We start from the raw sequence: 26,220 nt of genomic DNA on the forward strand, positions 1-26,220 counted from the left end.
CACGACATGAGCGAGACCGTGCCGACAACACCCGTACGCGTGCTGCATTTCGTCACCGGCGGGTTTTCCGGCGGTGCCACGCAGGTCGCGATCGCGCTGGTCAATGCCGCGTTGCACAGCGAGCGCGTGCAGCCGTTGCTGGTGCTGCGGCGCAAGCGTCGCACCGATCCCAAGCGCATCGCCGAACTCGAACAGGCCGGAACACCGTTGGCCGTCGTGCCCGGCTGGTCGCATGCGGCGACGATCTGGAGCCTGGTCAAGCTGTGCAGGCAGTTCCGCCCCGACGTGCTGGTCGCGCACGGCTTCAGCGAACACTTGTGGGGGCGCTACGCCGGCCTGCTGGCGCATGTGCCGCACCTGGTCCATGTCGAGCACAACACGCGCGAACGCTACACCGCCTGGCGATTGCAGCAATCGCGCTGGCTGGCGCAGCGCACCGACCGCATCGTCGGTTGTTCGGAAGGCGTGCGCCTGCGCTTGCTGGAGATGGGCATGCCGGCCGGGCGCACCATCGCCATCCCGAACGGCATCCGCCTGGAGCCATTCGCCGATGCCGAGGCGCACCCGTTCGCACAGCGCGTACCGGGCATCGTGATGGTGGCGCGCTACTCCAAGCAGAAAGACCATGCGACTTTGCTGCGCGCCGTGGCGCTACTGCACGACCGCGGGCTGCAACCGCCGCTGCTGTTCGCGGGTGGTGGCAAGGCGGCGCACCGCAAACCGATGGAGCAGCTGGCCTCGCAGCTGGGGTTGTCGGATCAGGTGCACTTCCTCGGCCTGCACCGCAACGTGCCCGACCTGCTGATGCGGCACCAGATCGCGGTGTTGAGCACGCATTACGAAGGCATGCCGCTGGCGTTGATCGAGGGCATGGCGGCCGGTTGCGCCGTGATCGGCAGCGCCGTGCCGGGCGTGCGCGAAGTGATCGACGATGGTGTCGATGGCCGGCTGGTGGCAGAGAGCGATCCGACGGCGTTGGCGGATGCGCTGGAAGCGCTGTTGCGCGATCCGGGATCAGCGGCGCGGCTCGGCACTGCGGCGCGCGCGGTGGCGATCGAACGCCATAGTCGCGAGTTGATGAACCAGCGTTACGAAGACCTGTTCCTCGCCCTGGCTTCTGCTCCCTCCCCTGCGAAGGCAGGGGAGGGTTGGGGAGGGGTTGAGTAGTTGCCGACGAACACTCGGCTCTGCGAGCCTCGCACCCCATACCAACCTCCCTGCAAGCAGGGGGAGGAGTAGTCAGGTAGGCCAGTGCGCGTGCTTGCGCTCCCACGCCCAGGCATGCGCGACGATGGTGTCGAGATTGGCAAACCGTGGCTGCCAACCCAGCTCGGCGCGCGCGCGATGTGAGTCGGCGACCAGGCTCGGCGGATCGCCCGCGCGACGTTCGCCGACCACCACCGGGATCTCGCGACCGGTCACGCGTTGTGCGGCCGTGATCACTTCGCGCACCGAGAAGCCATTGCCATTGCCGAGGTTGTAACGCGCACTCCCGCCACCGGCCAGCAGCTGCTGCAACGCGAGCAGGTGCGCATCGCACAAGTCTTCGATATGGATGTAGTCGCGCACGCAGGTGCCGTCGGGCGTGGCGTAGTCGTCGCCGTAGATGGTGATGTGCGGGCGGCGTCCGGCGGCGGCTTGCAGGATCAGCGGCAGCAGGTGCGTTTCCGGCTCGTGGCATTCGCCGAGTTCGCCGTCGGGATCGGCGCCGGCGGCGTTGAAATAGCGCAGGCACACCGACTTCAATCCGTAGGCGTGGTCGTAGTCCTCCAGCATCTGCTCGACCATCCACTTGCTGCGGCCGTAGGGGTTGATCGGCTGCTTGGGATGGGCTTCGTCGATCGGTACGTAGGCGGGATCACCGAAGATCGCCGCGGTCGAGGAGAAAATGAAGCGTGCGACGCCATGGGCGCGCATGCCGTCGAGCAGCACCTGGGTCGCGGTGACGTTGTTGCGGTAATACTTGGCGGGATCGGCCACCGATTCGCCGACCTGGATGCTGCTGGCGAAATGCATCACCGCCGCGGGTTGGCATGTACGCAGCACTTGGTCGACGAAAGCGGCATCGTCAATGTCGCCGACATGCAGCTCCGCGTTCTGCACTGCGGCGCGGCGGCCGCTGCTCAGGTCGTCCGCCACGATCGGGTTGAAGCCCGATTGCCGCAGCCGTTTCACCATGTGCGAACCGATATAGCCCGCACCACCGACGACCAGGATGTTCAAGATGCACCTTCAGTAGAAAACATGCTCACCACTGCAACTTGCGCTGCGCCAGCGTGCGCGCCAGGCGCGTGTACAAGGCGCGCGCGTCCGCTTCGGCGATGTAACGGATGCGCAGCGGTGGCGCCAGCGCGGAGGCGCCGGCGGTGTCCAGCCACAACGTCGCCATGCCGTGGTGGCGATCGAACGGGGTCCGCTCCAGGCGCAAGGCCTGCAACTTGTCGAGCTCGGCGAAGCGCCAGTAACGCGACCACCAGCCGCCGCGGAGTGCGATGAGGCGCGCGTTGAGCGAGTAACCCGCGCGACGCGCGTGCTGGCGCGCGGCGTAGATCGACCACGGCGCCCACAACAGCGCGAGCAAGCCCCAGCCGCCGAAGCGCCACGTCAGTGCGATCGTGGCGATCAATGCGAACACCACGCCCGGCTTGCACAACCGGCGCCATGCGCGCGGATGCAGCGGTTGCCAGTCGAGTGCGTCCCAACCAGCGTCGGCCGGGAGCAGGTGGCGGATCAGGTCGTCGCAGGCCTGCGGCGTGGCGATCGGGGCCAGTTCGCGCAGCGCGCGTTGCGGCTGTCCCTGTTGTTCGCCGACCGCACTGTCGATATGCAGGCTGCGGCGCTTGAACCAGCGATGCAGCACGCCTTCGTGCAAGGTCCAGGCCTGGATCCGCCGCCGCGCCGCGCTGGTCCTGGTGCGCGCGAGCAGGCCGCGTTCGACGGTGAGGCGGCGGCCGTGTTCGCTCAAGGTGAAACCGTAGTACTGCAACAACGCCAGCACGATCGACAGCAGCCGCAGCAGCGCCACGAACGCGAGCAATAGCGACGCCGCGGCCAGCACGTATTGGGCTGGTCCGAAGTGATGCGTGCCAGCCCAGCCGAACAACGCTTCGCCCCAGGATTCGAACAGGTTCGGGATCAGGCGCGAGTTGTACTGCGAGGCGCCGGCAAAAGCGCCGCCGATCACGATCAGGCCGCGGTTCGAGATCAGGCCGAGGCGTACCAACTCACCCGGCGACAATGCGAGCAGCACCTCATCCCGGGGCGCATCGATCACGTCCGGCGCCGGCACCTGTCCGCGATGGCGGATCAGCTGTTCCAGCGCCAGCGCATCATCCATGCGCAGCACGCGCATCTGCGCCTCGGGTTTCTGTCCACCCGCCGACTCCAGCCGCAACTCGGCAACGCCGAACAGGCGATGCAGCAACGACTGCTGCACGACCACGTTATGGATGCGCGCGAACGGAATCTCGCGCCGGCTGCGGTGCAACCAGCCGCTGCGGATGGTGATGCCGTCGCTACCGATCCGGTAACGGTAGGTGAAGTACTGCAATACCGAGATCAGCGCGAGCACACCGACGCCGATCAGTGGCCACAGTTCGTTGTTGTCGGCTCGCTGGCCGAAGAAGAACACTGCGACCAGCGGGACGATGAACTGCTTGAGCTGCGCCACCAGCACGAACAACCATGACCACGGATGCAGGCGGCGGTCCGGGGCTTCCACGGTGTCGGCGGGCACGGTCTCCACCGCGTCAGAGGGCATCGTCGTCGTGGTCGAGCTGGCGGGCGAGGCGATCGCGCAGGCGTTCGGCGTCGCCTTCGTCGAGGCCGGACACCGACACCGCGCTCATCCTGCTGCCGGCGGTATGGATCACCAGCGTGGCCAAATGCCAGCGTCGTTCCAGCGGGCCGTGCTTGAGGTCGAGGTGTTGCACGCGCGAAGCCGGCACGCGTGTTTCGCGCCGCCACAGATTGCCGCGCAGCAGCGCGAAGCCATCGGCGTCGAGCAGCCAGAACGTGCGGCGATGGCGGCGCGTGCCGCTCCAGCTGCCCACCATGATGCCGACCGTGAGGCCGATCGCTGCCGCCAGCAACGGCGAAACGACATCGCGTGCTTCGGCCGCCATGCCGAACGCGAAGGCCAGGCCCACGCCGAGTACGGAGGCATCGGCCAGCACGAACAGGCTGCGAGCACGCGGCGGCAGGGGGTTCCACTCGGGTGCGGGCAACTCGGATGCGGACAATGTGGCGGCTTCGGTCATGGTCACGATTCGGCGCGGCGTTGGTAGCGGTGAGGGTAGCAACCCGGCCAATACGGATTGCACAGCGGCGAGCCTTGCGGCTGGATGGAATAGCGCTTGTAGGTCCATTGGTACTGCGCCGGATCGCGGCGAGCAATGTGTTCGACCGCAACGTTGAGCGCGGCGACGCCCGCCTCCGCATCGGCGATGCCCGCCGGCGCTGGTTCGAAGCGCAGGGCGAATACCGGTCCTGCCGGCGAATCGCCAACCCGCTCGCAATACCCGAACAACACCGTCGCGCCGGTGCGTTGCGCCAGCCGCGGCAACAAGGTCATGGTCAGCGCGGGAATACCGAAGAATGGAGCGAATTCGCCGTCGCCGGCCTTCGGCTGCTGGTCGGGGAGGATGCCGGTGACGCCGCCGTCCTTGAGCAGCTTGAACAGTTGCCGGATCGCCGGACCTTCGGCGCGCACCTGGGTGACACGGCCCGCATCGCCGTGCGCGGCGCGCACGCGATTGAGGAAGGCCTCGCCGACCACCGACTCCGGCGGTGCATACAGGATCGCCAGCGGCGTACGCCAGGCCAGCCACTGGTTCAACAGTTCCCAATTGCCGTAGTGCGGTGCGGCGACGATGAGGCCACGGCCGGCGGCGACGGCTGCGTCGAACAGCTCGACGCCCTGCGTCTCGCGGATCAGCGCCAGGTTGTCGGCGTGCGGCCGGGTCCAGAAGCGCAGCGTTTCCAGCGTCTGTCGTGCGGTGGCGCGGAGGATGCCGGCATGCAATTCAGCACGCTGGCCCGGCAGCAACTCGGGATAGGCCAGCTCGAGGTTGCGTCGCGCCACTTTGCTCATGCGTGCGTCGCGCCAACGCCACCAGGCGGCGATGGCATCGGCGAATGTTCGCAGCCACGGCCAGGGCAGGCGGGCGAACGCTGCGGCCAGCGCGTAGAGGAATCGGGCGGTGAGGTCGGTCACGGCCTCAGTCTAGCGGGTGCCTTGCAGTGCAGAACCTGGTCCGGCACGCGCGCGCTGCAAATGCCGTAAAACGTGGCGGGCAAGGTTTGGTACTACAAAATCATCGACCCCGACTACTCCCGATTCGCATGCTTGCCCTCATCCAACGCGTCACCTCCGCTTCCGTTGCCGTCGCCGGCGAAACCACCGGCGCCATCGGTCCCGGCCTGCTCGCGCTGGTCGCAGTGGAGCCCGGCGACAGCGAAGCGCAGATCGCACGCATGGCCGAACGTCTGCTCGGCTATCGCGTATTCGACGACGGCGCGGGCCGCATGAATCGTTCGCTCGCCGACACCGGCGGCGGCCTGCTGCTGGTCAGCCAGTTCACCCTCGCCGCCGACACCAGCTCCGGCATGCGCCCAGGCTTCTCCACGGCCGCGCCGCCCGCCGAGGCTGAACGCGGATTCAACCGTCTGGTCGCGATCTGCCGCGAAAAACACGCCTCGGGGGTGGAAATCGGCCGCTTCGGCGCCCATATGACCGTCAGCCTGGTCAACGACGGCCCGGTCACCTTCCTGCTCCGGCCTTAGTTTCCAGCCGGCGGCGGTGGGGCTACCGCCCGGCTGGTATAATGCTGGGTTCCCTTGACACCCTCTACGGTGGCGCGCCACATGGCCAACGAACGTCCAGCCCCGCAATCCGATATCAAGCAGCTGATCAGCAAGGGCTTGGAACAGGGGTACCTGACCTACGCCGAAGTCAACGATCACTTGCCCGACGACGTCGTCGATCCCGAACAGATCGAAGACATCATCGGCATGATCAATGGCATGGGCATCGAGGTGCACGAAGTTGCACCGGATGCCGAAACCCTGCTGCTCGCCGGCCAGTCCGGCAGTGGCCGCGAAGTCGACGACACCGCGGCCGAAGAAGCCGCCGCCGCGCTGGTCTCGCTCGATTCCGAAGGCGGCCGCACCACTGACCCTGTGCGCATGTACATGCGCGAGATGGGCACGGTCGAACTGCTGACGCGCGAAGGCGAAATCGCCATCGCCAAGCGGATCGAGGAAGGCCTCAACCAGATGCTGTCCTCGCTGGCCAGCTTCCCGTGGTCGATCCAGCTGCTGCTCGAGGAATACGACCTGCACAAGGCCGGCAAGAAGCGCCTGGCCGAAATCGTGGTTGGCTTCAACGACATCGAGGAGCCGGTCGAGGAAATCCCGGTCGTCGCCGTCGACCCCGACGCTGAAGTCGAGGAAGAGGAAGAAGAGGCCGCCGGCGAAGCCGAAGAGGCCGGTCCGACTGGCCCGGATCCGCTCGAAGTCGCGCGCCGCATGGAAGTGCTGGGCGCCACCTACGTCAAGTTCCAGAAGTCGTACGCGAAGAACGGCCCGAGCGCGAAGCCGGTGCAGAAGCTGCGTGAGGAGATGGCCGAGGTCTTCATGACCTTGAAGCTCCCGCTGGGCCTGACCGACACCCTGGTGCGCAAGCTGCGCGACGTGGTCGGCGAGATCAAGGACCACGAGCGCCGCATCCTCGACCTGTCCACACGCGTGGCCAAGATGCCGCGCAAGGACTTCATCCGTGCCTGGGAAGGCAACCAGACCAATCTCGGCTGGGTCGACGAAGTCCTCAAGCGCAAGCAGAAGTGGTCATCCGGTCTGCGTGACGTGCGCGAGCAGGTCATCGCCGAGCAGGAAGCGACCATCGCCGTCGAGCAGGCGCTGTACCTCACGCTCGCCGACATCAAGGACATCAGCCGCGCGATGGCCTATGGCGAAGCCAAGGCGCGCAAGGCCAAGAAGGAAATGGTCGAGGCCAACCTGCGCCTGGTCATCTCCATCGCCAAGAAGTACACCAATCGCGGCCTGCAGTTCCTCGACCTGATCCAGGAAGGCAACATCGGCCTGATGAAGGCGGTCGACAAGTTCGAATACCGCCGCGGCTACAAGTTCTCGACGTATGCGACCTGGTGGATCCGCCAGGCGATCACCCGCTCGATCGCCGACCAGGCGCGCACCATCCGCATCCCGGTGCACATGATCGAGACGATCAACAAGTTGAACCGCATCTCCCGCCAGATGCTCCAGCAGTTCGGCCGCGAGGCCACGCCGGAAGAGTTGGCGAAAGAGATGGACATGCCCGAGGACAAGATCCGCAAGGTGATGAAGATCGCCAAGGAACCGATCTCGATGGAGACGCCGATCGGCGACGACGAGGATTCGCACCTCGGCGATTTCATCGAGGACACCAACGTCGAGTCCCCGATCGAGTCCACCACCAACATCAACCTCTCGGAAACGGTCCGCGACGTGCTCGCCGGCCTGACCCCGCGCGAGGCCAAGGTGTTGCGCATGCGCTTCGGCATCGACATGAACACCGACCACACCCTCGAGGAAGTCGGCAAGCAGTTCGACGTCACCCGCGAACGCATCCGCCAGATCGAAGCCAAGGCACTGCGCAAGCTGCGTCATCCGAGCCGGTCCGAACAGTTGCGTTCGTTCCTCGATATCGACTGACGCACGCGGCAGTTCCTGCGACACCACAACGGCCGCCCATCGCGGCCGTTGCTTTTTGTGGTCATCGCGACACGACGCCGGTGGATCGAATACGCTGCGCATTCCGTTGAACCGTACGGGGAACGCATGCGCAGATCGGCTGACCACCCATCCCGGCAACGTTCCTTGCCGCTGTTGTGCGCCTGGGCCATCGCCGGCGCGACGATCGCAGTGCCGGCGCAATCTGCCGACAGTGTCTATGCCGCGGTCGACCCCTTCATCGGCACCGGTGGCGAGGGCCACACGTTTCCCGGCGCCGTCGTGCCGTTCGGCATGATCCAGCTCAGCCCGGATACGCAGATCAAGCCGCGCAAGGAAGCCTACGGCTGGGCCGCCGGCTATCGCTACGACGACAGCAGCATTGTCGGCTTCTCGCACACCCACTTCTCGGGTACCGGGCACTCCGATCTCGGCGACGTGCTGCTGATGCCGATCGCCGGCGAGGTCAAGCTCGAACGCGGCGATGCGAAGCAATCCGGGAGCGGCTATACCTCGCGTTTCAGCCACGACGGCGAAGTCGCCGAGCCCGGCTACTACGCGGTCACGCTGGACGATTATGCGATCCGCGCCGAACTCACCGCGAGCGAACGCGTCGGCGTGCATCGCTACACCTTTCCCAAAGGCAAGGCCGCGCACGTGCTCGTCGACCTGCGCACCAGCATGTACGACTACGCCGGCAAAGTGCAGTGGTCGCGCCTGCGCCTGCGTGCCGACGGCACGGTGACGGGCTTCCGCGAAACCCGCGGCTGGGCACCAGGCCGCCAGCTGTATTTCGCAATGCGCTTTTCGCGCGCGCCCAGCGGCCACCAGTTCCACGACACCGAGCAGGACGTCGTTTACAAGGGCTTTCCGCCGCCGGCCGAAAAAACGCCGTCGCAGCGCGCGCAGATCGAAGGTCGCCAACTGGTCGGCGCGTTCGATTTCGCCGATGCACCTGGCGCGCAATTGCTGGTCAAGGTTTCGATTTCACCGGTCAGCGAAGACAACGCCATCGCCAACCTCGATGCCGAAGTCCCCGCATGGGATTTCGATGGTGTTCGCAAACAGGCACGCGCCGCTTGGACGCAGGCCTTATCCGCGATCGACGTCGACGCACCCGAGCCGATGCGCAAGAGCTTCTACACCGCGCTCTATCACACGCTGATGGGCCCGAGCCTGTTCATGGACAGCGATGGCCGCTATCGCGGTCCGGACAATGCCGTGCACCAGGCCAAGGGCTTCCGCAATCATTCGACGTTCTCGCTGTGGGACACCTACCGTGCGCTGCATCCGCTGCTGACGCTGGTGCAACCGGCACAGCGCAGCAACGACTTCGTCAATTCATTGCTCGCTGCGCGCCGCGAAAGTCCGTACGGCGTACTGCCGGTATGGTCGTTCCATGGCCTGGAGACGTGGTGCATGATCGGCTACCACGCGGTGCCGGTGATCGCCGATGCCTACATGAAGGGCATCCGCGGCTACGACGCCAACGAGGCCTTGGACGCGATGGTGGCGAGCGCGAGTTACGGCCCTTACGACGGCATCGCGCAGTACATGGAACTCGGCTACGTGCCGATCGACGAAGAAGGCGAGGCCGCATCGAAGACGCTCGAATACGCCTTCGACGACTGGACCATCGCGCGCACGGCCGAAGCAATGGGCCGCAACGACATCGCCGCGCAATTCGAAAAACGCGCAGCGAACTGGACGCACGCGTTCGACCCCGCGACTGGGTTCATGCGTGCGCGCAAGCGCGACGGCGGTTTCCGCGAACCGTTCGATCCCACCGTCAGCGGCTACGGCAGCGACTACACCGAGGGCAATGCCTGGCAGTACTCGTGGTACGTGCCGCAGGATGTCGCCGGACTGAGCGCGGCACTCGGCGGCGACGACAAGCTGGTCGCCAAGCTCGATCAGGTCTTCGACGCCAAGGTCGACCCGAAAACCTTCGAACACATGGAAGACATCACCGGCCTGATCGGCTGGTACGCGCATGGCAACGAACCGAGCCATCACGTCGCCTATCTGTATGCCTATGCCGGGCAGCCGTGGCGGACGCAGGAACGCCTGAAGCAGATCATGGACAGCCAGTACGCTCCGCGGCCCGACGGCCTCGCCGGCAACGACGACCTGGGCCAGATGTCGGCGTGGTTCGTGTTCACTGCGCTGGGCTTCTATCCGGTGGCACCGGGCAGCAACGAGTACGTGATCGGGCGTCCGTTCCTGCCGCGCGCGACGTTGAACCTGCCCAACGGCAAGCGCTTCAGCGTGGTCGCCGAGAATATGGACGACGCGCATCCCTATGCCGGGGGCGTCACGCTCAACGGCAAGCCGCTCGAACGCAGCTACCTGCGTCATGACGAGATCATGGCGGGTGGCGAATTGCGCTTCGTCATGCAGGCGACGCCCGATAAGCAGTGGGCGACGGCTGCGGGCCAGCGCCCGTACTCGATGTCGACGCGATGAGATGCGAGTGCGCGCCTGCACTAAAATGTACAACGCGGGCCTATAGCTCAATGGTTAGAGCAGAGGACTCATAATCCTTTGGTTCCAGGTTCGAGTCCTGGTGGGCCCACCACTTACCGATCATGCACTTAGGCCGACTTTCGAGTCGGCCCGTCGGGTGGGCGGCAGCTCGCGTGAGCGGACCCTAAGGCGAATCCGTTTCTAGCGAAGTCATCAACGGCTGCTATCGACCCATAGCGAACGCCCTTTGGCGCAGCTCGTGCCGGTCCGATAGCGCGTTTCCGCGCGTCTTCGGGTTCGTCGGGGTTGGGCACGCGACGCCGAGGTCATCGTTGAAATCTGCACCTTCCCGCTTCTCGCGGAACATGCGACGCGGGCCGCGCAGGGTGACCGTGTGCGCCCTCGGTGAACGTCGCGAGCCAGTCGCCGTTCACGTCGAAGGCCATCGCCTGCAGCAGCCCGTTCATACGCCGCCGTCGTCGCCTTCCGTGGGCTTGTCGAACGCGGGTTTGACGCGGTCGTAGACGTCCTTGAACAGCTGGCGGGTGGCCGTGTTCTTGGCCGGGTCGTCATGGAACAGCGCCCTCTCTCCGCCGATCTTCAGCATCCACAGCGCGATCTGTTCGTTGTAGCGGCCGGCCGTCTTGAGGTCGGCGAGGTAGCCGTTGTCGCGCCAGGCGCCCCCGTCCAGCGCAAGCGCATAGCGATAGAACCCTTTGAGATTGGGGTTCGTGGGCACCGGCGTTTTTCGGCTGCGATTGCGCAGGTCCTGCCGGACGCGCCACGCCACGTGGTTGCACGTGACCTCGCCCATGACGTACCACGCAATGCCCGGGGTGCCGCTGTACGCATTCGCCTTGGCCAGGTCGACGTAGAATCCCGGATTCGCGGAGGGCGTGCTCTTCTCGAGTGCGATGAAGAAGTCGCGATTGCGGAAGTGCGTGAGCTCGTGCGCCAAGACTTCGGCGAAGCGCTCGCGCGCCTGTCCGTGCGACTTGCCGGCCTGCACGATCGTGGTTGCGATCAGCACCTCGCCCTTCCAGGCCCCCGCGCTGCCGTAGTAGACCGTGACCCCGTTGCCGATGCTCGCGGCCGCGTTGGCCACTTTCGTTTGCTCCGCGGCGGGTACGGCCGCCTTGGCCCTGGCGACACTCGCGGAACTGAAGATGCCCGCGAGGTTACCGACGTCGAGCTCGTGGAATGCAAACGTCGCGAGCTGTTTTGCCCAACTGCCCGACGGATATGTATCCAGCGCACGCAGGATGTCGGCGATCTCGAGGTCGAGCCGGTCGGCGGTGACGAAACGCGCAAAAATGCCGGCGCTCAACGTCGGCGCGACCGGGCTGGGTGCTGCGCCGCCAGTTCCCGGACTGCCGCGATCCCTGCGGGTGGGTTGATAGTACGCATCGAGGTCTTCGTGCTCGAAGCCTGCGTCCAGCGCTTCCATCGACTCGCGGGTGTCGGTGGCTTCGTCTTCCGACGCGCCGCCGATGCTCTCGTCCATGGCCTCGCCGATGGTTTCGTCTGTCGCTTCGTCCATGCCCTCGTTCGCGGCGTCGAAGTCTTCCCCCGGCCATGCTTCGTCGAGCACGGTGCGGAAGGTTTCCTCGACGCGCGCTTCGTCATCGGGCGCGAGGGTGTCCTCCATCCAGGACGGCGAGTCCGCTTCATACGCGGCTTCATCCGCAGGGACGTACGCCTCGAACGCCTCGGGCGTCTCGCCCTGTCCGCCGGTCGCGCGGGACGAGTACTTGTACATGTGCCAGCCCGACCTGCCGCCTAGCAGATGCGTGACGTTGACGTCGACTTCGCTCCCCACCTTCACGTCGACGATCGCAACGGCGTTCTTGTAGAGCGAGATTTTGCCGGCCCTGCCTGCGGTCACGGCCTCGGTCCCGCTGTCGGACATGAACCCGGGCGAGATCCGGTACTGCCCTACGTGGAAGGGGGTGTAATGCCTCCCTTCGGCATACCACTCCTTGGCACCCAAGCGGATCTTCGTCTGCAGGCCGGACGACGTGATCTGCAGCACCTCGGGCTTCGGTCGCCCGCTGCCGGGGAGGTTCGCGGTCATGCAGTAGCTGTGGTGGACGTCGCCGGACACCAGCACCAGCGTCTTCAGCCCGGTGTTCCGCTTGCCCGCGACCAGGCCCCACAGGTCGCGCCAGCTCTTGTCGCGCACCATATGCTCGAGGTCATTGTCGCGCCGGAACCTCTTTGTCAAACGCGGTGTCGGCGTTGGCGCGATGAAAGCCCGGATCGCATCCCACGTGCTGTCGGCCGCCCACGCTTTCGCAAAGGCGTCGGGGTTGGTCATGATCTCCATCGGCGCTTGCGGCAGCAGCAACGGCGTCGACGGCGCGATGAAGGCCACCGCGTCTTTCGATGTCGCCAGCGCAGCGCGCATCCATCCGATCTGGCCGTCGTCGATGGTCTGGCTCATCGGCGATTTCTTGTCGTGGTCGATGCGCGTCCAATCGTCTTCAGCCGTGAGCATCCGCTTGCGCGAACGGCAGTCCGGCACGAGGAACGGCGGATCGAATGGCAGGCGGTAGTACCACGCCAGGTCGGGGATGCCAGCGGGCTTCTTGTTCGGCCCGGCGACGCACGCCGCATGCACGAGCTTGCGCAGTTCCGGCAGCGCGTCGGTGCCAGCACCCTGCGCCGCCGCGACGAGGGCGGCACGCGGGTCACCGGCCTGCTTCCACTGCGACGGCGCCTTGTTGCCCCAGCCCTGGTACATCCAATACGCGCACAGCGCATCGGTGATCGTCTTGGGCCACATCCGGTAATGGTCCTGCGACGAGTGGATCATGCGCATCCACGCGGTGTCGACGTTCCAGTCGTCGGTCACCTCGTGGTCGTCGAACATCAGGAACGTCGGGATGTTGCCGAGCGCGAAACGCACCTCCGGCGAACTGGTCCACGCGCGTTCGTAGAGGAATCCGTACTCGGCGAAGTCTCCGGCGTGCCGGCCTTTGTTGGCCGATGGGTGGCCGAATTGGTTGGGTCTGCGCACGCCACTTTCGCTCGACGCCTGGTCCTTCAGCGTCGGCAGTTCATCTTCGAAGTCCGGGAGTTTCCACAACAGGAAGTTGCACGACCGATAGCGGAATGCGCGCGGGTTCGCCAGTACTTCCTGCCGCCCCGAACACCAGTAGTCCTGATAGACGCGATAGGGCGCCGTCGAGATTTCCAGCGCTTCGACCTTCGGAATCAGCGCAATCGCTGCCTGCATCTTCCGCTCGTAGTCCGACGGGTTCTTTGCGCCTTGCACGCTGGCCCGCTTGGTGTGCTCGGTGTCGTAGGACAGCTGCATCTGTTTCCTGGTCACCAAGCCGTCCCTGAACTTTTCGAGGATCGGGTAGCTGGCGTAGACCTGGTCGAGCTTCTTCAGGCCGGCCTCCACCACGCTGGCGTGCTTGAGCCACGCCTGGCTCAGTGGATTGATGTCCTTGTAGCGATGCGTGAAGCGTCCCGCCCACGCGCCGTCCACGAGCCGGTTGGCGACCGTCGCGTTGCTGTCCTCCGATGGGCCTGGCAACCGGCAGGAGAAGCGTCCGCGGACGATCTCAGCGTAGTGCTTGTCGCCGACCTCGTCGGCGTAGATCTGGTCTCCGCCGAAGAACAGGAAGTCGGGCCACAACGACGGCGCGCGATCGCGGAGCCATGTGCCGAGTCCTTTGAGCATGTCCGGCCCGACTTTCTCCGGCGGCCAGTCCTTGATCGAATCACCGGGATACCAACGGCAGGACCCCGTGGCGAAGCGCAGCGACTTGTCGTACTTGCGACGCAACGTGCGGAAGCCGGGCCGCGTGGACCCTTGCCGCGCCGCCGGCTTGAGTTGTGCTTCGATCGCCGCGCGCGTGGCGTTCTGCAATGTGGGGAAGACCGCCAGGATCTGCGCCGCCTCGACCGGCACCGGGCCCGCGCCGGGTAGCGGTGCCAGTTCGACCGTGTATTGGTACTCGCTCGCCTCCTTCAGTCCTTCGACCTCCGCGATTGCGAAATGGCGCCCGCCGACGCGCACGGTCGATGCATAGGCCTCCCATTTGCCGCCGGCGCTGTCCCTGACGGACAGCTTCACCATGCCCGGCGTCACCAGTTCGAGCCAGACCGTGGCGCGGCCGTGGTCGGTGTAGCGGACCAGCGGGCCGGAGCGGATCTGGAGCGGGATCGCGCGGATTCGCACGGGGGTCGTGCGTTGCTGCGCAGCCTTCGTGAGCTGGATCTGCCGACGCGTGATGTGTTCGTGCTGCCAGAACCGGTCGACGCCACGCCGGCTCGTATCGGGGCCGGTGTCCTGTTGCATCGCCAGCAGATAGTGCGGCCAGAACTCTTTGTCCGGCTGTTTGTTGTCGCGCACAAGCGTCCAGTCGTGGCGCGTGCCGCCGTACTCGATGGCCCGCTCGTCCGGATCGAGGAACGCGCCCGCGCGGATCGCGCAGACGCGATCGCGGATTTCGAACACGAACGGGCGTGAGGGGTCGACCTTGCCGAAGAAGGCGTAGCCGCTCGATAGCGATCCCGTCTCGACGACGTTACCCTGGCGAAAGACGTACTCGCCATCGGCAATCGGCTTGTCCTGCGCATCAACGACGACAAGGTGCGGGCGGAGGCGGGTTTCCTCCGGCTTCGTCTTCGGCGGTTCGCGCATCAGCGACTCGAGGTCGGCCAGCGCTTCGGGCTCGAAGGACTCGAGGACTTCGTTGTTTTCGTCGAGCAGTTCGAACTCGCGGTCCTCGCATTCCGACTCGTCTTCGTCTTCGTATTCGGCGTAAGTCGCTTCGTTGGAAGGCGGCGGCCCCGGCAGCGCCGCGAGCAGCCGTGGCAGGTACGTCGCCGGAATGTTGCAATGGCTGGTCTTGCCGGCGGCCACCGGCATGGTCGACAGGCGCCCGCCAAAGTCGGCGGCCAGCGCATCGAACTGCTTGCCGCGCACGCCGGTCGGGAGCGATCGGACTTCGTCATTGCGCGTGCGATACGAGCCGTGGCGATACACCACGGTGGCCTTGAAGTCGTCACGCGAGCGCAGCCACGCGCGCCAATCGGCGACGGGCGCGGTGTAGGTCGTGTCGAGCGCCCACACGTGGGTCAGGCGGGCGAGGGCGCCTTGCCGCATCTCCGGTGCGGCGTGCGCGTGCGCGAGTGCGTCGAAGAACCCAAAGGCGCGCGAATGCCCCGCGAGGATCAAGCGCTGCAACGCCGGTGCGGCGGCGCGGCCGGTGAGGGTGCGCGCCTGTTCCAGCGCTTCGGCGATCACCTGGTTGAACAGCTCGGGCTTGGCGATCTTGTGCCACTTCCTCCCGAACGCCATGCCGTTCTGCTTGAGGTGTTCCCAATCGAAGTAGGGCACGACGAGCACGATCGGGCGACGCGACGCTTCGACCAGCGCGCCGAGGTTCAACGGACGCCCCGTCACGAAGGTCATCGGGCGATTCCCGACCACCGGTCTGCAAACATCCAGCCCGTGGGCGAAGACCAGCACGTCGACCTGATCCGCCGTGCGCGCCGCCTCCGTGACGAGCACGGCGACCTTCATGCCGAGCGCCTTGACATCGAACGCGCGCGTCAGCGGTGCAGTGGTCGTGCGCGCTTCGTCCTCCGCTTCGGCGATGTTCGCTTCGGCCACGGTTTCGTCGAGCTGTTCCCAGGACGTCTCGTCCGCTTCCGACGCCGTCGCGGCGCCTTCGAAGCGCGCCTTGAACCCCGGCGGGTTGTATTCCCAGTGCCACGGTTCGCGTCGATACGGATACCAGCCGAACTCGCGCGCGCGCAGCGCCAGCCACTTGTAGACCGGCGAGCGGTACATGCGCACCACGTTGCCCATCTTCGCGAGCGTGCCCCTTTTGTCGGCCTCCGCCTTGTCTAGCCGCGTGTTCGCTTGCGCGATCGGCAGGCCGGGTACCTGCATGAGCACGTCGATCGCGAGGCCGTACATGTGCGCCGAATTGCCGCGGGCCACGGCTTTGGAATTCGATTGCTTCTTGCTCAGGGCCTGCTGTTTCTTCCGCGTGCGGAACGACGACGTGATGACGAGCCTGATGCCGTCGGCCTTGGCGGCATCACGCATGCGCACGAAGGCCTCGAGCGCTTCGGCGAACAGCTGGTGGCGCGGCTGGCCCGGCACCTTCACCACCACGGGATCGTGGAAACGGATCGACGACGGGACGCGGCGCTCCGGCACCACCTTGGTCATCGCGCTGAACAGCGACTCGGACAGGCGCCAGTGCTCCTTGATCGCATCGGTCAGGGATTCGTTCTTGGGGACGTTGCCCGGGAACTCGACGTCGGCCCAATCGATCGCGAGATAACGCGCGCGCGTTGTGGCATCGGGCAGACGTTCGAGCGCGGAACGGTCGAGCGCATGGATCCAGGTGCGATCCGACGCGGCTTCATTCCATTCGCCTTCATTGGTCGCGCCCTCATTCCAGGCGCCTTCATTCCACTCGGATTCGTTCCATTCATCCTCGCCGGCTTCCAGCGCGGTGGACTCGGTTTCTTCCTCGAGCTCGGGCGTCTCGCCCGTCCACTCGGCTTCGCCGGGCGCTTCGACATCGAGCCACGCGAGCTCCTCGGGGTCGATGGGCACCTGCTTGTCGAAGGCCTCCGACCATGTGTTGGCCGTCACTTCGGTCGCCGCGGCCTCCAGGGTCGCGGCTTCGGCAAAGGGCGACTCGCCGAGCACATCGCGCGCGAGCGGCGGGTCGAAGCGTTCGCTGTCCTGTTCGTCCGCGAACGGCACTTCTAGACCGAGCGAGTCGAACTCGCTCGGGGGGGCAGGGGAAGCTGACATGGGTCCTCCCGGCGCAAGGCGCCCTTGGATCAACGCACGCTCACGAGCTTGGGTCGGCCCACCTCGACGGGTTTGTCGCGCGCCTTGAGGTCCTTGCCGGTGGCGGCGGCCCATTCGGTGATGACGCGTCTCGACGCGTCTCCGATGTCCGTCGCCGACGTGTAGAGCACGGGCACCGCACTCGGACCCGAGATCGCATTCGACTCGATGACGCGCAGGAACCGCGACAGCTCGTTGCACATCGAGAACAGCGCGGCGGACTTGCTGTGCGCCGCCAGGCCCACGCGTTCGCCGATCAGCTTCAGGCGATTGGCGGGCGAGGTGGCGATTGCCTTGAGATCGATGACGACCGGAGTATTGGCGCTGAGCGTCAATTCGACCCAGCCGAGGGCCGTGGCCGCCGCGAGCTCCTCGCGGGCCAGCATCTGCGACTGCCGGCGCGACCGCAGCGCGAACTGAAGCTCCTCGGTGATTCGGAAAATGCGGTCGTTGTCCGAATTGTTGACGCCGACGAGGTTTTTCACGTTGATCATGGCTTGCCACAGTTCGTACAGTAGTTCCTCGAACAAGCGGACGAAACCGGTGTTGGTGGCGGCGGCCTTGTCATACGTAGCCGGGCGGTTGTCCTCGGTTCCGAACGCGAGCTGCACGCCCATGAGGCGATCGTAAGCATTGCGACGCACCTCTTCGGGGTCCTTTCGCACCACGCTCGTCGATAGCCAGGGCGCAATGGGATTGGCCGCGCCGAACAGTAGCGCTTCGGTGGCATCGAGCCACCGTTGCGTGGACACGGATGGTGCGCCGAGATTTTCGCCGGAGCGATACTCGCGCACGACACGCCGCAGGATCTGCACTGCGCGGGTGTTCTCGAGCACGTAGCTGTAGCCCAGGTGATCCCATGCGGGCGAGGCCGTCGCGATCACGTCAGCGAACAGCCCCGTCTTGTAGAGCGTATTGCGGGCGCGACCGGCAGGCGGCGGATTCGGTGCCCACGGATTGAACGTATCCCAGATCTGTTCCATGTAGAGCAGCAGGTCGAGCGGATCGGCCGTCAGCACCTTCAGTGCGGCGACGTCGATGGGCATACTCCCGACGACGCCTGCGCCGCCGTTGGCGGAAAGATCGTTGACGAGTTGGCGGATCATGACGCGTCACTCCTCAAATACTGTTCCAGTTGAATGGGTGGCTCGGGCACCAGCGCCGGCTCGGCATCGCCGATGAAGCGTGTCGGTGAGTCGCGGACCGGGAGTTGGTCGCCGGGAAGTTTCAAAGGCTTGGTTCCAGCGATCAGGTTCTTCAGACGCGCCCGTTCGCCTTCCGTGAGCGCAGGGTCGGGCTGGCCCAGGAGCTGCAAGGGACGCATCTGCTGGTTGATCTCCGCCAGCTGCTCGACGGCGAACTGCAGGTACTTGGACACTCCGTCGAATCCGTAGCCCATCGTGGTGTCGATCGATTCGTTCTTCGCAATGTTCCAGACGAGTGCTTGCAGACTGGCGAGGTCTGCACGCAACGCCTTGATATCTCCCGATTGGTCGGATTGGCCGGGATTGCCAGGCCTGCCGGGCTTGCCGGTCTTGTCGGTGGTCATGACGCGTGTCCTCCTCGTGTGTCGTGCAATACATTCACGCCGCGCGCGCTTCGGTCGTCAGCCACGTGCGCGCGCGATCGATCCATTGCGATGCGGCCTCGGGGCGCTCGGCCTCGCGCAAGCCCGCGAGCGCAACGATGCGAATGCCTTCGGTGTTCCGCCAATGCGGGGACGTCCACAGCGCAGTGCCCGCGGTGCGTTCCAGTTCCGCCAACGCGGCAGGTGAGACGCGCGCCGGATCGAGCACGTCGGTCATGGGCCGACCGCCCAATGCGGGAACACCCGCGGACAGACACGCAGCCGCGATACGCGGCATCGCCGCGAGTGAGCGCGTGAGCAAAGGTTGCAACGTCGCTTCCGCGGTGCTGGCGGGGAAGTGCGTTTCCATCGCACGCTGCAGCGACACCCACGGACCTTCCGCACCGAAGCACTGCCGCGAGAACGCGCATCCCAATGCCGTGCGCAGCCAACCGACCGGATGCGGATCGCCGATCGGCCAGCGCAGGATCGAGGCGGCATCGCCGACCACGTCGTAGAGCGCCGCGACGGAGGCATAGCCTGTCAGCAGGAACGCATACACATCGGCGGCGATCTCCGACGCCCACGGCGTCCACATCGCGTGCAGTTCCACATCGTCGGCGAGCGCCTTCGCGATCGACGCGTGCATCGACGGCACCCAATTGGTGAGGTGCGCGACCTGGTGGCCTGACTCATGGAACAGCGACGTCGGGCGATAGAGGTTGTGGCGTACGATCTTGATCGCCGCCACCGGCATGACCGCGCCGGGCGCCCACAACCGCACGCCGGCGCGCAGGATCGACGCACCCGTGCCCTTGTCCTGGTAGACCAGCACGCGCGGCACCGATTTGTTCGCACGCTGCAGCACCGGCGCCATGCTGGCGACGGCGAGGCGATCGAGCGTCGTCAGCGCCGCGCGCAACACGGGGCTCGTACGCGAGTTCACCGCGTCACCGAGGAAATCGAGCGTGGTGTCGACCTGCGCATAGCGACGGCGGAAGCGCTGCACCGCCGCCGCGGCCGGCGCGATCGCCGCGGGATCGCGGCGCGCGGCGGCGACCAGTGCGGCGGTCGCGTCACCGAGCGCGATGAGTTCCTCCACGCAGGCATGCAACTGCTTGCGCAGCGGCGCACCGGTGTCGCGCTCCACCGACTTCCACGCTTCGAGCGACGCGAACTCCTCCGCATCGCGGAACGTCCGCGCGGCGGCCAGCCAATGCGCGACCTGCCGCTCAAGATCCGCGGCGACGAGGTGCCGATCGAGTTCGACGACGGTGCTCATCGACGACGCTTTCCGGAATCGACAGTGATCGCAATATTTGGCGTGCCGCGCGCGCCCGGCCCGGGCACCGAGGTCAGCACCGCGCGGATCGTCGCGCCCGCATCCGGATGCGCCGCGGCGCGAGCGAACGCTTCGCCATTGGCGCGCACCCAGTTCGCCAGCGCGGGCATCACCCACGCGCGCAGGCGGCGGTGCAGGGGATTGCGGCTGCGCGTCGCGAGCTCGCCGTAGATCTTCGTCAGCGCCTGCAGCAGCACCTGGCCGCCGCGGCCTTGACGAATGGATTCTGCGACGCCCTGCGACTCGGCTTCCGACAGATACAACCCGACGACGATGCGCGTGCGCTGCGGATCGGTGTGCGTCCATGCACGGCTCGGCGCGAGGCGCGCACGATTCGCGCGCGTGCCCGCCTTGACCGGCAGCGCGAGCGCGCCGACCGCACCGAGTGGTTCCAGCAGGTAGAAACGCTGGCCAACGGCAATGCGCTGGCGCGACTGCAGGAAGGTCGCCGGCACCGCCACGCCCAGCTTCGGCTCGCGCAACAGCAGTCCTGCCGCCAGCGGCGTCAGCGGATGCAGGTTGGACGACGTGACGTAACCGCGTCCGCCGCCGGTATTGGCGCGATCGATGCGCACCATGCGCGGCAACGTCGTGCCGACCGCCGACTGGTAGATGTGCATGCGCGCCTTGAAGGGGAACGTCGCCCCCGCCGCGCGCAATACCGCGCCGACGGTCGAGCCGCCGAACGTCGGCAGTGCATCCGCGAGTTGCGCGGTCACCTCGACGTCGGGAATGCGGCTGTACTTGCGATACGTGCGCACGCTGCGCGGGCGGCGCGCCACGAAAGTCCCGCCGATCGCCGGCGCCTGCTGCAGGCCCGGACGGACGAAGCGCGGTGGGAAGTGTGTCGCGACCGCTTCGCCGAATGCGTCGGCGGTGGCGAGCTGCATGAGGTCTTCATTCTCGAAGATATAGTCTTCGTTCTCCGCGAGGCGGCGCGTGGCGTCTTCGATGACGGTGGCGAGCGCGATGGGCGCGGCTTCGTTCGCGCGCGGCTCGCCGGCTTCGTCGGCCTCGGCTTCGAGCGTCACCAGGCGCAGGCCGGTGTCGACGATGGCGTTCGACAGCGGGCCGGAGAGATTCGGGCCCACCCAGCGCCTGATCAGTTGTCCGAGATAGCGCGCGAGGAAGCCGACCACCTTCGGACGGCCCACGAGGTTGATGCCAAGGCGCAGCGCGCCGAGCAGGGCGGGGACGAACTGCTCGATGGCGGGTGTCAGGTCTTCCTCATCGCCGGCGTTGCGCAACCGATCGATGAGCACGCCGCGGGCCTCGGCGAGCACTTCGAGTTCACGGCTTTCGACGCTTTCGCTGTCGCGCGCGTCGTAGGCTTCCTCTTCCGCCTCGCCGCTGCCATCGCCGACCAGCGCTTCGGCCAGCGCGGCATCGAAGGACTCCGACAGCGCTTCGACATCGGTGAGGTTGGCGGGCGACATCGTCCCTTCGTCTTCGCCCATTTGCGTGTTTTCGTCTTCGCCGGCCTCGGAGGTGAAGCGCGCCGCCAACGTGCGCGCAGCCGGTTGCAGATTGGCGGGCAGGCGACCGATCGCGAAGGACAACACCCGGCGCAGCAACGGATTGATGAGCCCCTTCAACTTATTCAACACGGGGCCGAGCAGGGCGCCGGCGACCTTTCCGACGCTCTTCGCCGTGTTGGCGACGACCTTGACGACGCTCTTCGCCTTGCGCACGAGCGCGCCGATGAACTCTTCACCCGCGGGCGTGAGCTCGCCGGTCTGCGGGTCCATGCGTTCGAGCACTTCGTCGAGTTGGTCGGGGGAGAGGGACTCGACGTCCATGCCGGTCAGGCCCGCTTCGAGCGCATCGAGGTACTGCTGCGCCTCGAAGCGCACCGCGGAGAGTTGCGCATCGCCGTAGCGTTCGCGTTCCATCGCCGAAGCCGGCGATTCGTTCGTGAAGCGGTCGGCGACGGCCTGTTCGGTTTCTTCTGCGAGGAAGGCGACGGCTTCGTCGAAGGCTTCATCGCGCAATTCGGCGAAGGCTTCGGCGTACAGACGATCGGATTCGGATTGTCCGACGGGCGCGCCCATCGTTTCGCTGAAGGGGGCGGCAGTCTCGCTCCATGCGGTCGATTCCGCCTTAAGGGGCACATCCGCTTCCGCTTCCGCGAAGGGGCTGCTCTCGGATTGCACGCTCCACTCGCGTTCCTGCGTTTCCTGGATCGTCATGGCACGACTCCGCCCGCTGGTTGGGCGACAGTCGATCACGACGGCCATCCACGACCGTGATGCGTGGCGATGCGTGCGTGTCGTCGGCGGGTCGGTGCCGTGTCGCGGCCGCATGGCCCCATGGATGACGTGCGTGCGCAGCGTGTCGTCGTCGTGATGTCGCCGCAGCGTCCGCGTAGAGTCCGATCAGTGCGGACGCTGTTCGATGCCGCCGATCCCGACGCGCGCCGCGAGTGCGGGATCCGGTGTTACGCCGAGTTCCCGGTCGAGGCGCTCGGCCAACAGGCGGAAGCACTGCATCGCTTGGTAGCGATTGCGCTGCGCGAGGTGGGCATCGATGAGCGCTTCGGCGGCGGATTCGCACAGCGGTTCCGCGGCGATCGCCGCCGCGCCCGCCTGCGTCGCGAGCGCATGGTGGCCCGCCGACGCCATTGTGCGGCAGGCGGCCTCGAGCGCCTGCACGCGCAACAGGCGGAACGCATCCTGCGCTGGCACGATCCACTCCTCGTGCCAGCCGGGCAGGATGTCGTCGGACAGCAGTTCGATCTCTTCCAGGCTCAGCGGTTCGCCGCCGAGTGCACGTGCGGCGACTTGGTGGGCCTGCACGAGGTCGCATTGCGCTTCCAGGGCGAGTTCATCGCCCGTAGCGCTCACCCAACCGCGCGGCACATGCCACAGGGCGCGGCGGAGATTGCTGCGCCCGATGTCGTCCGGCACGTCAGGCCAGAGTTCCGCCGAGGCGACGCCGCGTTGCACGGGATGTCCGCGCACGGCGAGGTACGCCAGCAAGCGTCGTGCAGGCAGCGACAGGCGCACCATCGGGTACACCCCTAGACGACCGACGATCGCAATCTTGCGCTTTGCGACATCCAAGTGAGCGAGCTGTTGTTCCATCATCCCTGACCTCGCAGATGCCTTGCACGAGACGATATAAGAGCGCAACGCTGCCAAACGGCTGATCCGGACAGCAGCATCAAAGCGCTAGCCAGTGCTGCGGGCGCCGTTGCAGGCGGGCCAATAGCAGTGGGCACTGGAGACCAAAAGTAGCTGAAAGATGGTAGTGCCAGTAGCTCAGATGCTTGAGAGAGCCGCTTATCAATGGCAAATCGGTGACCCAGACGAAACCGGGATACCAGAAGTAACTACGCCCATCGATCTGGTGCGGGCGTGGCGGATGTCTTCGGCTTCCTGCCAAACCACTTGCACCCAGGGAGCAACACATGGCCGAGAGCCGCGATTACCTCGAGATGGCGTTCCATTCCATCTGCTGCTTCACCGACGACGGGCGCCTGGATCTGGGCGAACTGAACCGCATCGTCGCGATCGCCGAAGCCGACGGCACCGTGGACGACAACGAAAAACGCGTGCTGCAGGGCATCCTCGGCCGCGTGCGCGAGACCGAAGTCGACGCCGCGATGCAGGCGCGCATCACGCAGCTTGGCCAGCAGCTGGGTCTGGAGTTCGCGTTGAAGGGAGACTGAGGCAACGACGCCCGCATGCGACACGCCGTATAACCAGGCCGCAAATACAAAAACGCCCGCATTGCTGCGGGCGTTTTGTCGTGTGGAGTCCGTCAGGTCGCGTGCGGCGGCACCCAGTCGTCCTTTTCGGTCGGCCGCAGGATCCAGCGGCACAGGGCCGGGAGGAAGATGATGGCGGCGATCATGTTGACCACGAACATGAAGGTCAGCATCAGGCCCATGTCGGCCTGGAACTTCAGGTCGGAGAAGATCCACAGCGCCACGCCTACCGCCAGCGTCAGCGCGGTGTAGAAGATCGCGATGCCGGTGGTCTTGAGCGCGATGAAGTACGACTCGCTGAGCGTGTTGCCGGCGCGCATCGCCTCGGCCATGCGTGCGTAGATGTAGATCGCGTAGTCGACGCCGATGCCGACGCCGAGCGCGACCACGGTCAGCGTGTTGATCTTCATGCCGATGCCCAGCTGCACCATCAGCGCGTGGCCGAGTTCGGTCACCAGCACCAGCGGCAGCACGATGCACAACGCCGCGCGCCAACTGCGGAAGCTGAGCAGGCACATCAGGAACACAGCCCCGTACAGCATGTACAGGATGCGGTGCTCGACTTCGCGCACGGTGTCGTTGATCGCCGCGGCGACGCCGATGTGACCGGTGCCGATGCGCAGGTTGACCTGGTCGCTGTTGAACTCCTCGCCCTTCTCTTCGGCGGTCTTGGCGTCCTTCGCCAGTTTTTCGCGCAGGTTGACGTTGCCGCCGGACCAGGCGCCGTTCTTTTCGCGGAACTCGCGTGCGGTCCTGATCACTCGGTCGATGGTCTCGGCGCGATGGTCGGCGAGGAACACCATGATCGGCATCGCCGAGCAATCGGAGTTGAGCAGACCCGAGTCGGTCTCGAAGCCCTGCGTCGCCACGCGCAGGCTGTCTGAATCGCGCGGCAGCACACGCCAGCGCACCGAGCCGTCGTGCCAGCCGGCGTTGACGATCTTGGCCGCCATCGGCAGCGTCATCACCTGCTCGACGCCCTCGACGTTACCCATGTGCCAGGCGAAGCGGTCGATCAGGTCCATGGACTTGAAGCTGAGCGTGCACGCATCCGGCCGCGCCTCAGCGATGACATTGAGGATGTCGATGCTGAGCGCGAACTTGGCGGTGATCAGTCGCGCGTCCTGGTTGTAACGCGCTTCCGGACGGAGCTCGGCGACGCCTTGCTCGGCATCGCCGACCATCACCTTGTCGCCGCGCCATTCGGCGACGAACCAGATCGCCACGCCGAGCAGGATGACCACGGCAGCTGCAGTCGGGCGACTGAGGCGGGCGAGGAAGGCCCAGATCTTGTCGAACTGGGTGAGCTGGCGCAGGCGGTATTCGCGCTTGCGTTCGAGGTTGCTCAGCTTGGTGTAGCTGAGCAGCACCGGCAGCAGCACCAGGTCGGTGAAGATGATGATGGCGACGCCGACGGTGGCGGTGATCGCCAGTTCGAAAATGATCCGGATCGGGATCATCAGGATCGCGGCGAAGCCGATGCAGCCGGCCGCCAGTGCGACCGCGCCCGGGATCAGCAGCATGCGGAACGCCAGCCGTGCGGCATCCGACGCCGGCACGCCCTTGCGCGCGCGCAGCTCCTCGATGGTGCCGTCTTCCAGGCCACCGAAGAACAGCTCGCCGCGGAAGCGGTTGATCATCTGCTCGCCGTGGCTGACCGCGATCGCGAAGATCAGGAACGGCGTCAGCATGTTCATCGGGTCGATGCCGAAGCCCATCAGGCGCAGCGCGCCCAGCATCCAGATCACCGCCACCAGCGCGCACGCCACGGTGAGCGAAGCGAGCTTGCCGGACGTGGAATACAGGAACAGCAGCAGCCAGGTCAGGCCGATGGTGACGACGAAGAACTTGATCACCGAACGCGCGCCGTTGGCGATGTCGCCGACGACCTTGGCGAAGCCGATGATGTGGACGGTGTAGCCCGCCTTCTCGTACTTGGTGCGGATGTCCTCGAACTGCTGGGCGACGGCCTGGTAGTCGAGCTTGGTGCCGGAATCCTCGGGAATCAGGTCGGCCCAGACCATCGCGCCGGACCAGTCTTTCGCCACGAGGCGGCCGAGGATGTTGGCCTTGACGATGTTGCCGCGGATGGTCTGGAACTGATCAGGCGTGGCGTTGTCGCTGCTGAAGGTGTCAGGCACTACGTTGCCGCCGGCGAAGCCGTCTTCCACCACTTCCACGAAGCGCACGTTGGGCGTGTACAGCGAGCGCACGCGGGCGTCGTCGGTGGCGTCGAGCGCCATCACGTCGGCGGTGACCCCTTCCAGCGTCTTGAAGAAGCCCGGCGTGAACATCTTGCCGTCCTTCGCCATCACCGCGACCAGTACGCGGTTGGCCGCGCCGAAATCCTTCTCGTAGTCGAGGAAGGTGCGCATGTATTCGTGCTGCAGCGGGATCTGCTTCTTGAAGCCGGCGTCCACCTTGAGCTGACTGGCGAAATACAGCATCGCCAGGGTGATCGCGGCGAAGACCAGCAACACGATCGGACGCGCGCTGAAGACCACCTTCTCGGCGAACAGGGTGAACGGGCCGTGCGGAACTTCGGTGTTGTGCATGTGGATCCCCGGAAT

At 66.0% G+C, this 26,220-nt stretch carries 16 protein-coding genes and 1 tRNA gene; 6 read left to right on the forward strand and 11 right to left on the reverse strand.

Annotated elements, in window-relative coordinates; translation table 11 throughout:
• Nucleotides 1–6 precede the first annotated feature (6 nt).
• Nucleotides 7–1,167 (forward strand): glycosyltransferase, encoded by a 1,161-nt coding sequence (locus tag MO486_RS09390; protein ID WP_242906614.1) that lies wholly within the window; start codon nucleotides 7–9, stop codon nucleotides 1,165–1,167.
• Between the two features lie 72 nt (nucleotides 1,168–1,239).
• On the opposite strand, the gene galE is transcribed toward MO486_RS09390, so the two are convergent.
• The 4 genes from galE to MO486_RS09410 are packed head-to-tail and all read right to left on the reverse strand — an operon-like array spanning nucleotide 1,240 to nucleotide 5,215.
• Nucleotides 1,240–2,223: a UDP-glucose 4-epimerase GalE gene (gene galE / locus MO486_RS09395; RefSeq protein ID WP_242906616.1), complete on the reverse strand. Its 984-nt coding sequence runs from the start codon at nucleotides 2,221–2,223 to the stop codon at nucleotides 1,240–1,242.
• A gap of 25 nt (nucleotides 2,224–2,248) precedes the next feature.
• Nucleotides 2,249–3,760, reverse strand: coding sequence for a PH domain-containing protein (locus MO486_RS09400; RefSeq protein ID WP_242906618.1), 1,512 nt, complete (start codon nucleotides 3,758–3,760; stop codon nucleotides 2,249–2,251).
• Entirely contained in the window at nucleotides 3,750–4,259 is a 510-nt protein-coding gene (locus MO486_RS09405) for a PH domain-containing protein (RefSeq protein ID WP_242906620.1), read from the reverse strand. Before MO486_RS09405 ends, MO486_RS09400 begins: the two co-directional genes overlap by 11 nt.
• Nucleotides 4,260–4,261: 2 nt before the next feature.
• The gene (locus MO486_RS09410) at nucleotides 4,262–5,215 is read right to left on the reverse strand and encodes a lauroyl acyltransferase (protein ID WP_242906623.1); all 954 of its coding nucleotides are present in this window, start codon (nucleotides 5,213–5,215) and stop codon (nucleotides 4,262–4,264) included.
• A gap of 128 nt (nucleotides 5,216–5,343) precedes the next feature.
• On the opposite strand from MO486_RS09410, the gene dtd reads away from it, so the two are divergent.
• The 4 genes from dtd (at nucleotide 5,344) to MO486_RS09430 (ending at nucleotide 10,309) form a co-directional block, all read left to right on the forward strand.
• Entirely contained in the window at nucleotides 5,344–5,784 is a 441-nt protein-coding gene (gene dtd, locus MO486_RS09415; protein WP_242906625.1) for a D-aminoacyl-tRNA deacylase, read from the forward strand.
• A gap of 81 nt (nucleotides 5,785–5,865) precedes the next feature.
• Complete coding sequence (gene rpoD, locus MO486_RS09420) at nucleotides 5,866–7,713, forward strand: RNA polymerase sigma factor RpoD (protein ID WP_242906627.1); 1,848 nt, start codon at nucleotides 5,866–5,868, stop codon at nucleotides 7,711–7,713.
• A 126-nt stretch (nucleotides 7,714–7,839) separates the two neighbouring features.
• Entirely contained in the window at nucleotides 7,840–10,197 is a 2,358-nt protein-coding gene (locus MO486_RS09425) for a GH92 family glycosyl hydrolase (RefSeq protein ID WP_242906629.1), read from the forward strand.
• Between the two features lie 36 nt (nucleotides 10,198–10,233).
• Nucleotides 10,234–10,309 (forward strand) — tRNA-Ile (locus MO486_RS09430).
• 351 nt (nucleotides 10,310–10,660) lie between these two features.
• Here MO486_RS09430 and MO486_RS09435 read toward each other — a convergent pair.
• The 6 genes from MO486_RS09435 to MO486_RS09460 form a co-directional block, all read right to left on the reverse strand.
• Nucleotides 10,661–16,993 (reverse strand): D-alanyl-D-alanine carboxypeptidase family protein, encoded by a 6,333-nt coding sequence (locus MO486_RS09435; protein ID WP_242906631.1) that lies wholly within the window; start codon nucleotides 16,991–16,993, stop codon nucleotides 10,661–10,663.
• A gap of 29 nt (nucleotides 16,994–17,022) precedes the next feature.
• Nucleotides 17,023–18,138 (reverse strand): hypothetical protein, encoded by a 1,116-nt coding sequence (locus MO486_RS09440; protein WP_242906633.1) that lies wholly within the window; start codon nucleotides 18,136–18,138, stop codon nucleotides 17,023–17,025.
• Entirely contained in the window at nucleotides 18,135–18,581 is a 447-nt protein-coding gene (locus MO486_RS09445) for a hypothetical protein (protein ID WP_242906635.1), read from the reverse strand. Before MO486_RS09445 ends, MO486_RS09440 begins: the two co-directional genes overlap by 4 nt.
• A gap of 34 nt (nucleotides 18,582–18,615) precedes the next feature.
• On the reverse strand, nucleotides 18,616–19,881 hold the full coding sequence (locus tag MO486_RS09450) for a hypothetical protein (RefSeq protein ID WP_242906637.1): 1,266 nt from the start codon (nucleotides 19,879–19,881) through the stop codon (nucleotides 18,616–18,618).
• Nucleotides 19,878–22,130: a hypothetical protein gene (locus tag MO486_RS09455; protein WP_242906639.1), complete on the reverse strand. Its 2,253-nt coding sequence runs from the start codon at nucleotides 22,128–22,130 to the stop codon at nucleotides 19,878–19,880. The genes MO486_RS09450 and MO486_RS09455 overlap by 4 nt, the downstream gene beginning before the upstream one ends.
• A 186-nt stretch (nucleotides 22,131–22,316) precedes the next feature.
• On the reverse strand, nucleotides 22,317–23,024 hold the full coding sequence (locus MO486_RS09460; protein WP_242906641.1) for a BTAD domain-containing putative transcriptional regulator: 708 nt from the start codon (nucleotides 23,022–23,024) through the stop codon (nucleotides 22,317–22,319).
• A gap of 326 nt (nucleotides 23,025–23,350) precedes the next feature.
• Here MO486_RS09460 and MO486_RS09465 point away from each other — a divergent pair, with 326 nt between their 5' ends.
• Entirely contained in the window at nucleotides 23,351–23,611 is a 261-nt protein-coding gene (locus MO486_RS09465; RefSeq protein ID WP_242906643.1) for a hypothetical protein, read from the forward strand.
• A gap of 92 nt (nucleotides 23,612–23,703) precedes the next feature.
• On the opposite strand, the gene MO486_RS09470 is transcribed toward MO486_RS09465, so the two are convergent.
• Entirely contained in the window at nucleotides 23,704–26,205 is a 2,502-nt protein-coding gene (locus MO486_RS09470) for an efflux RND transporter permease subunit (protein WP_242906645.1), read from the reverse strand.
• Nucleotides 26,206–26,220 lie beyond the last annotated feature (15 nt).

Origin of the sequence: Lysobacter sp. CFH 32150 (assembly GCF_022758295.1) — a bacterium.
Taxonomy (GTDB): domain Bacteria; phylum Pseudomonadota; class Gammaproteobacteria; order Xanthomonadales; family Xanthomonadaceae; genus CFH-32150.

Bases quoted from the DNA above. Each gene is read 5' to 3' on its own strand.
- MO486_RS09390 (WP_242906614.1), top strand. From the start codon at position 7: ATGAGCGAGACCGTGCCGACAACACCCGTACGCGTGCTGCATTTCGTC.
- MO486_RS09400 (WP_242906618.1), bottom strand. From the start codon at position 3,760: ATGCCCTCTGACGCGGTGGAGACCGTGCCCGCCGACACCGTGGAAGCC.
- MO486_RS09405 (WP_242906620.1), bottom strand. From the start codon at position 4,259: ATGACCGAAGCCGCCACATTGTCCGCATCCGAGTTGCCCGCACCCGAG.
- dtd (WP_242906625.1), top strand. From the start codon at position 5,344: ATGCTTGCCCTCATCCAACGCGTCACCTCCGCTTCCGTTGCCGTCGCC.
- rpoD (WP_242906627.1), top strand. From the start codon at position 5,866: ATGGCCAACGAACGTCCAGCCCCGCAATCCGATATCAAGCAGCTGATC.
- MO486_RS09425 (WP_242906629.1), top strand. From the start codon at position 7,840: ATGCGCAGATCGGCTGACCACCCATCCCGGCAACGTTCCTTGCCGCTG.
- MO486_RS09435 (WP_242906631.1), bottom strand. From the start codon at position 16,993: ATGTCAGCTTCCCCTGCCCCCCCGAGCGAGTTCGACTCGCTCGGTCTA.
- MO486_RS09440 (WP_242906633.1), bottom strand. From the start codon at position 18,138: ATGATCCGCCAACTCGTCAACGATCTTTCCGCCAACGGCGGCGCAGGC.
- MO486_RS09445 (WP_242906635.1), bottom strand. From the start codon at position 18,581: ATGACCACCGACAAGACCGGCAAGCCCGGCAGGCCTGGCAATCCCGGC.
- MO486_RS09450 (WP_242906637.1), bottom strand. From the start codon at position 19,881: ATGAGCACCGTCGTCGAACTCGATCGGCACCTCGTCGCCGCGGATCTT.
- MO486_RS09455 (WP_242906639.1), bottom strand. From the start codon at position 22,130: ATGACGATCCAGGAAACGCAGGAACGCGAGTGGAGCGTGCAATCCGAG.
- MO486_RS09460 (WP_242906641.1), bottom strand. From the start codon at position 23,024: ATGGAACAACAGCTCGCTCACTTGGATGTCGCAAAGCGCAAGATTGCG.
- MO486_RS09465 (WP_242906643.1), top strand. From the start codon at position 23,351: ATGGCCGAGAGCCGCGATTACCTCGAGATGGCGTTCCATTCCATCTGC.
- MO486_RS09470 (WP_242906645.1), bottom strand. From the start codon at position 26,205: ATGCACAACACCGAAGTTCCGCACGGCCCGTTCACCCTGTTCGCCGAG.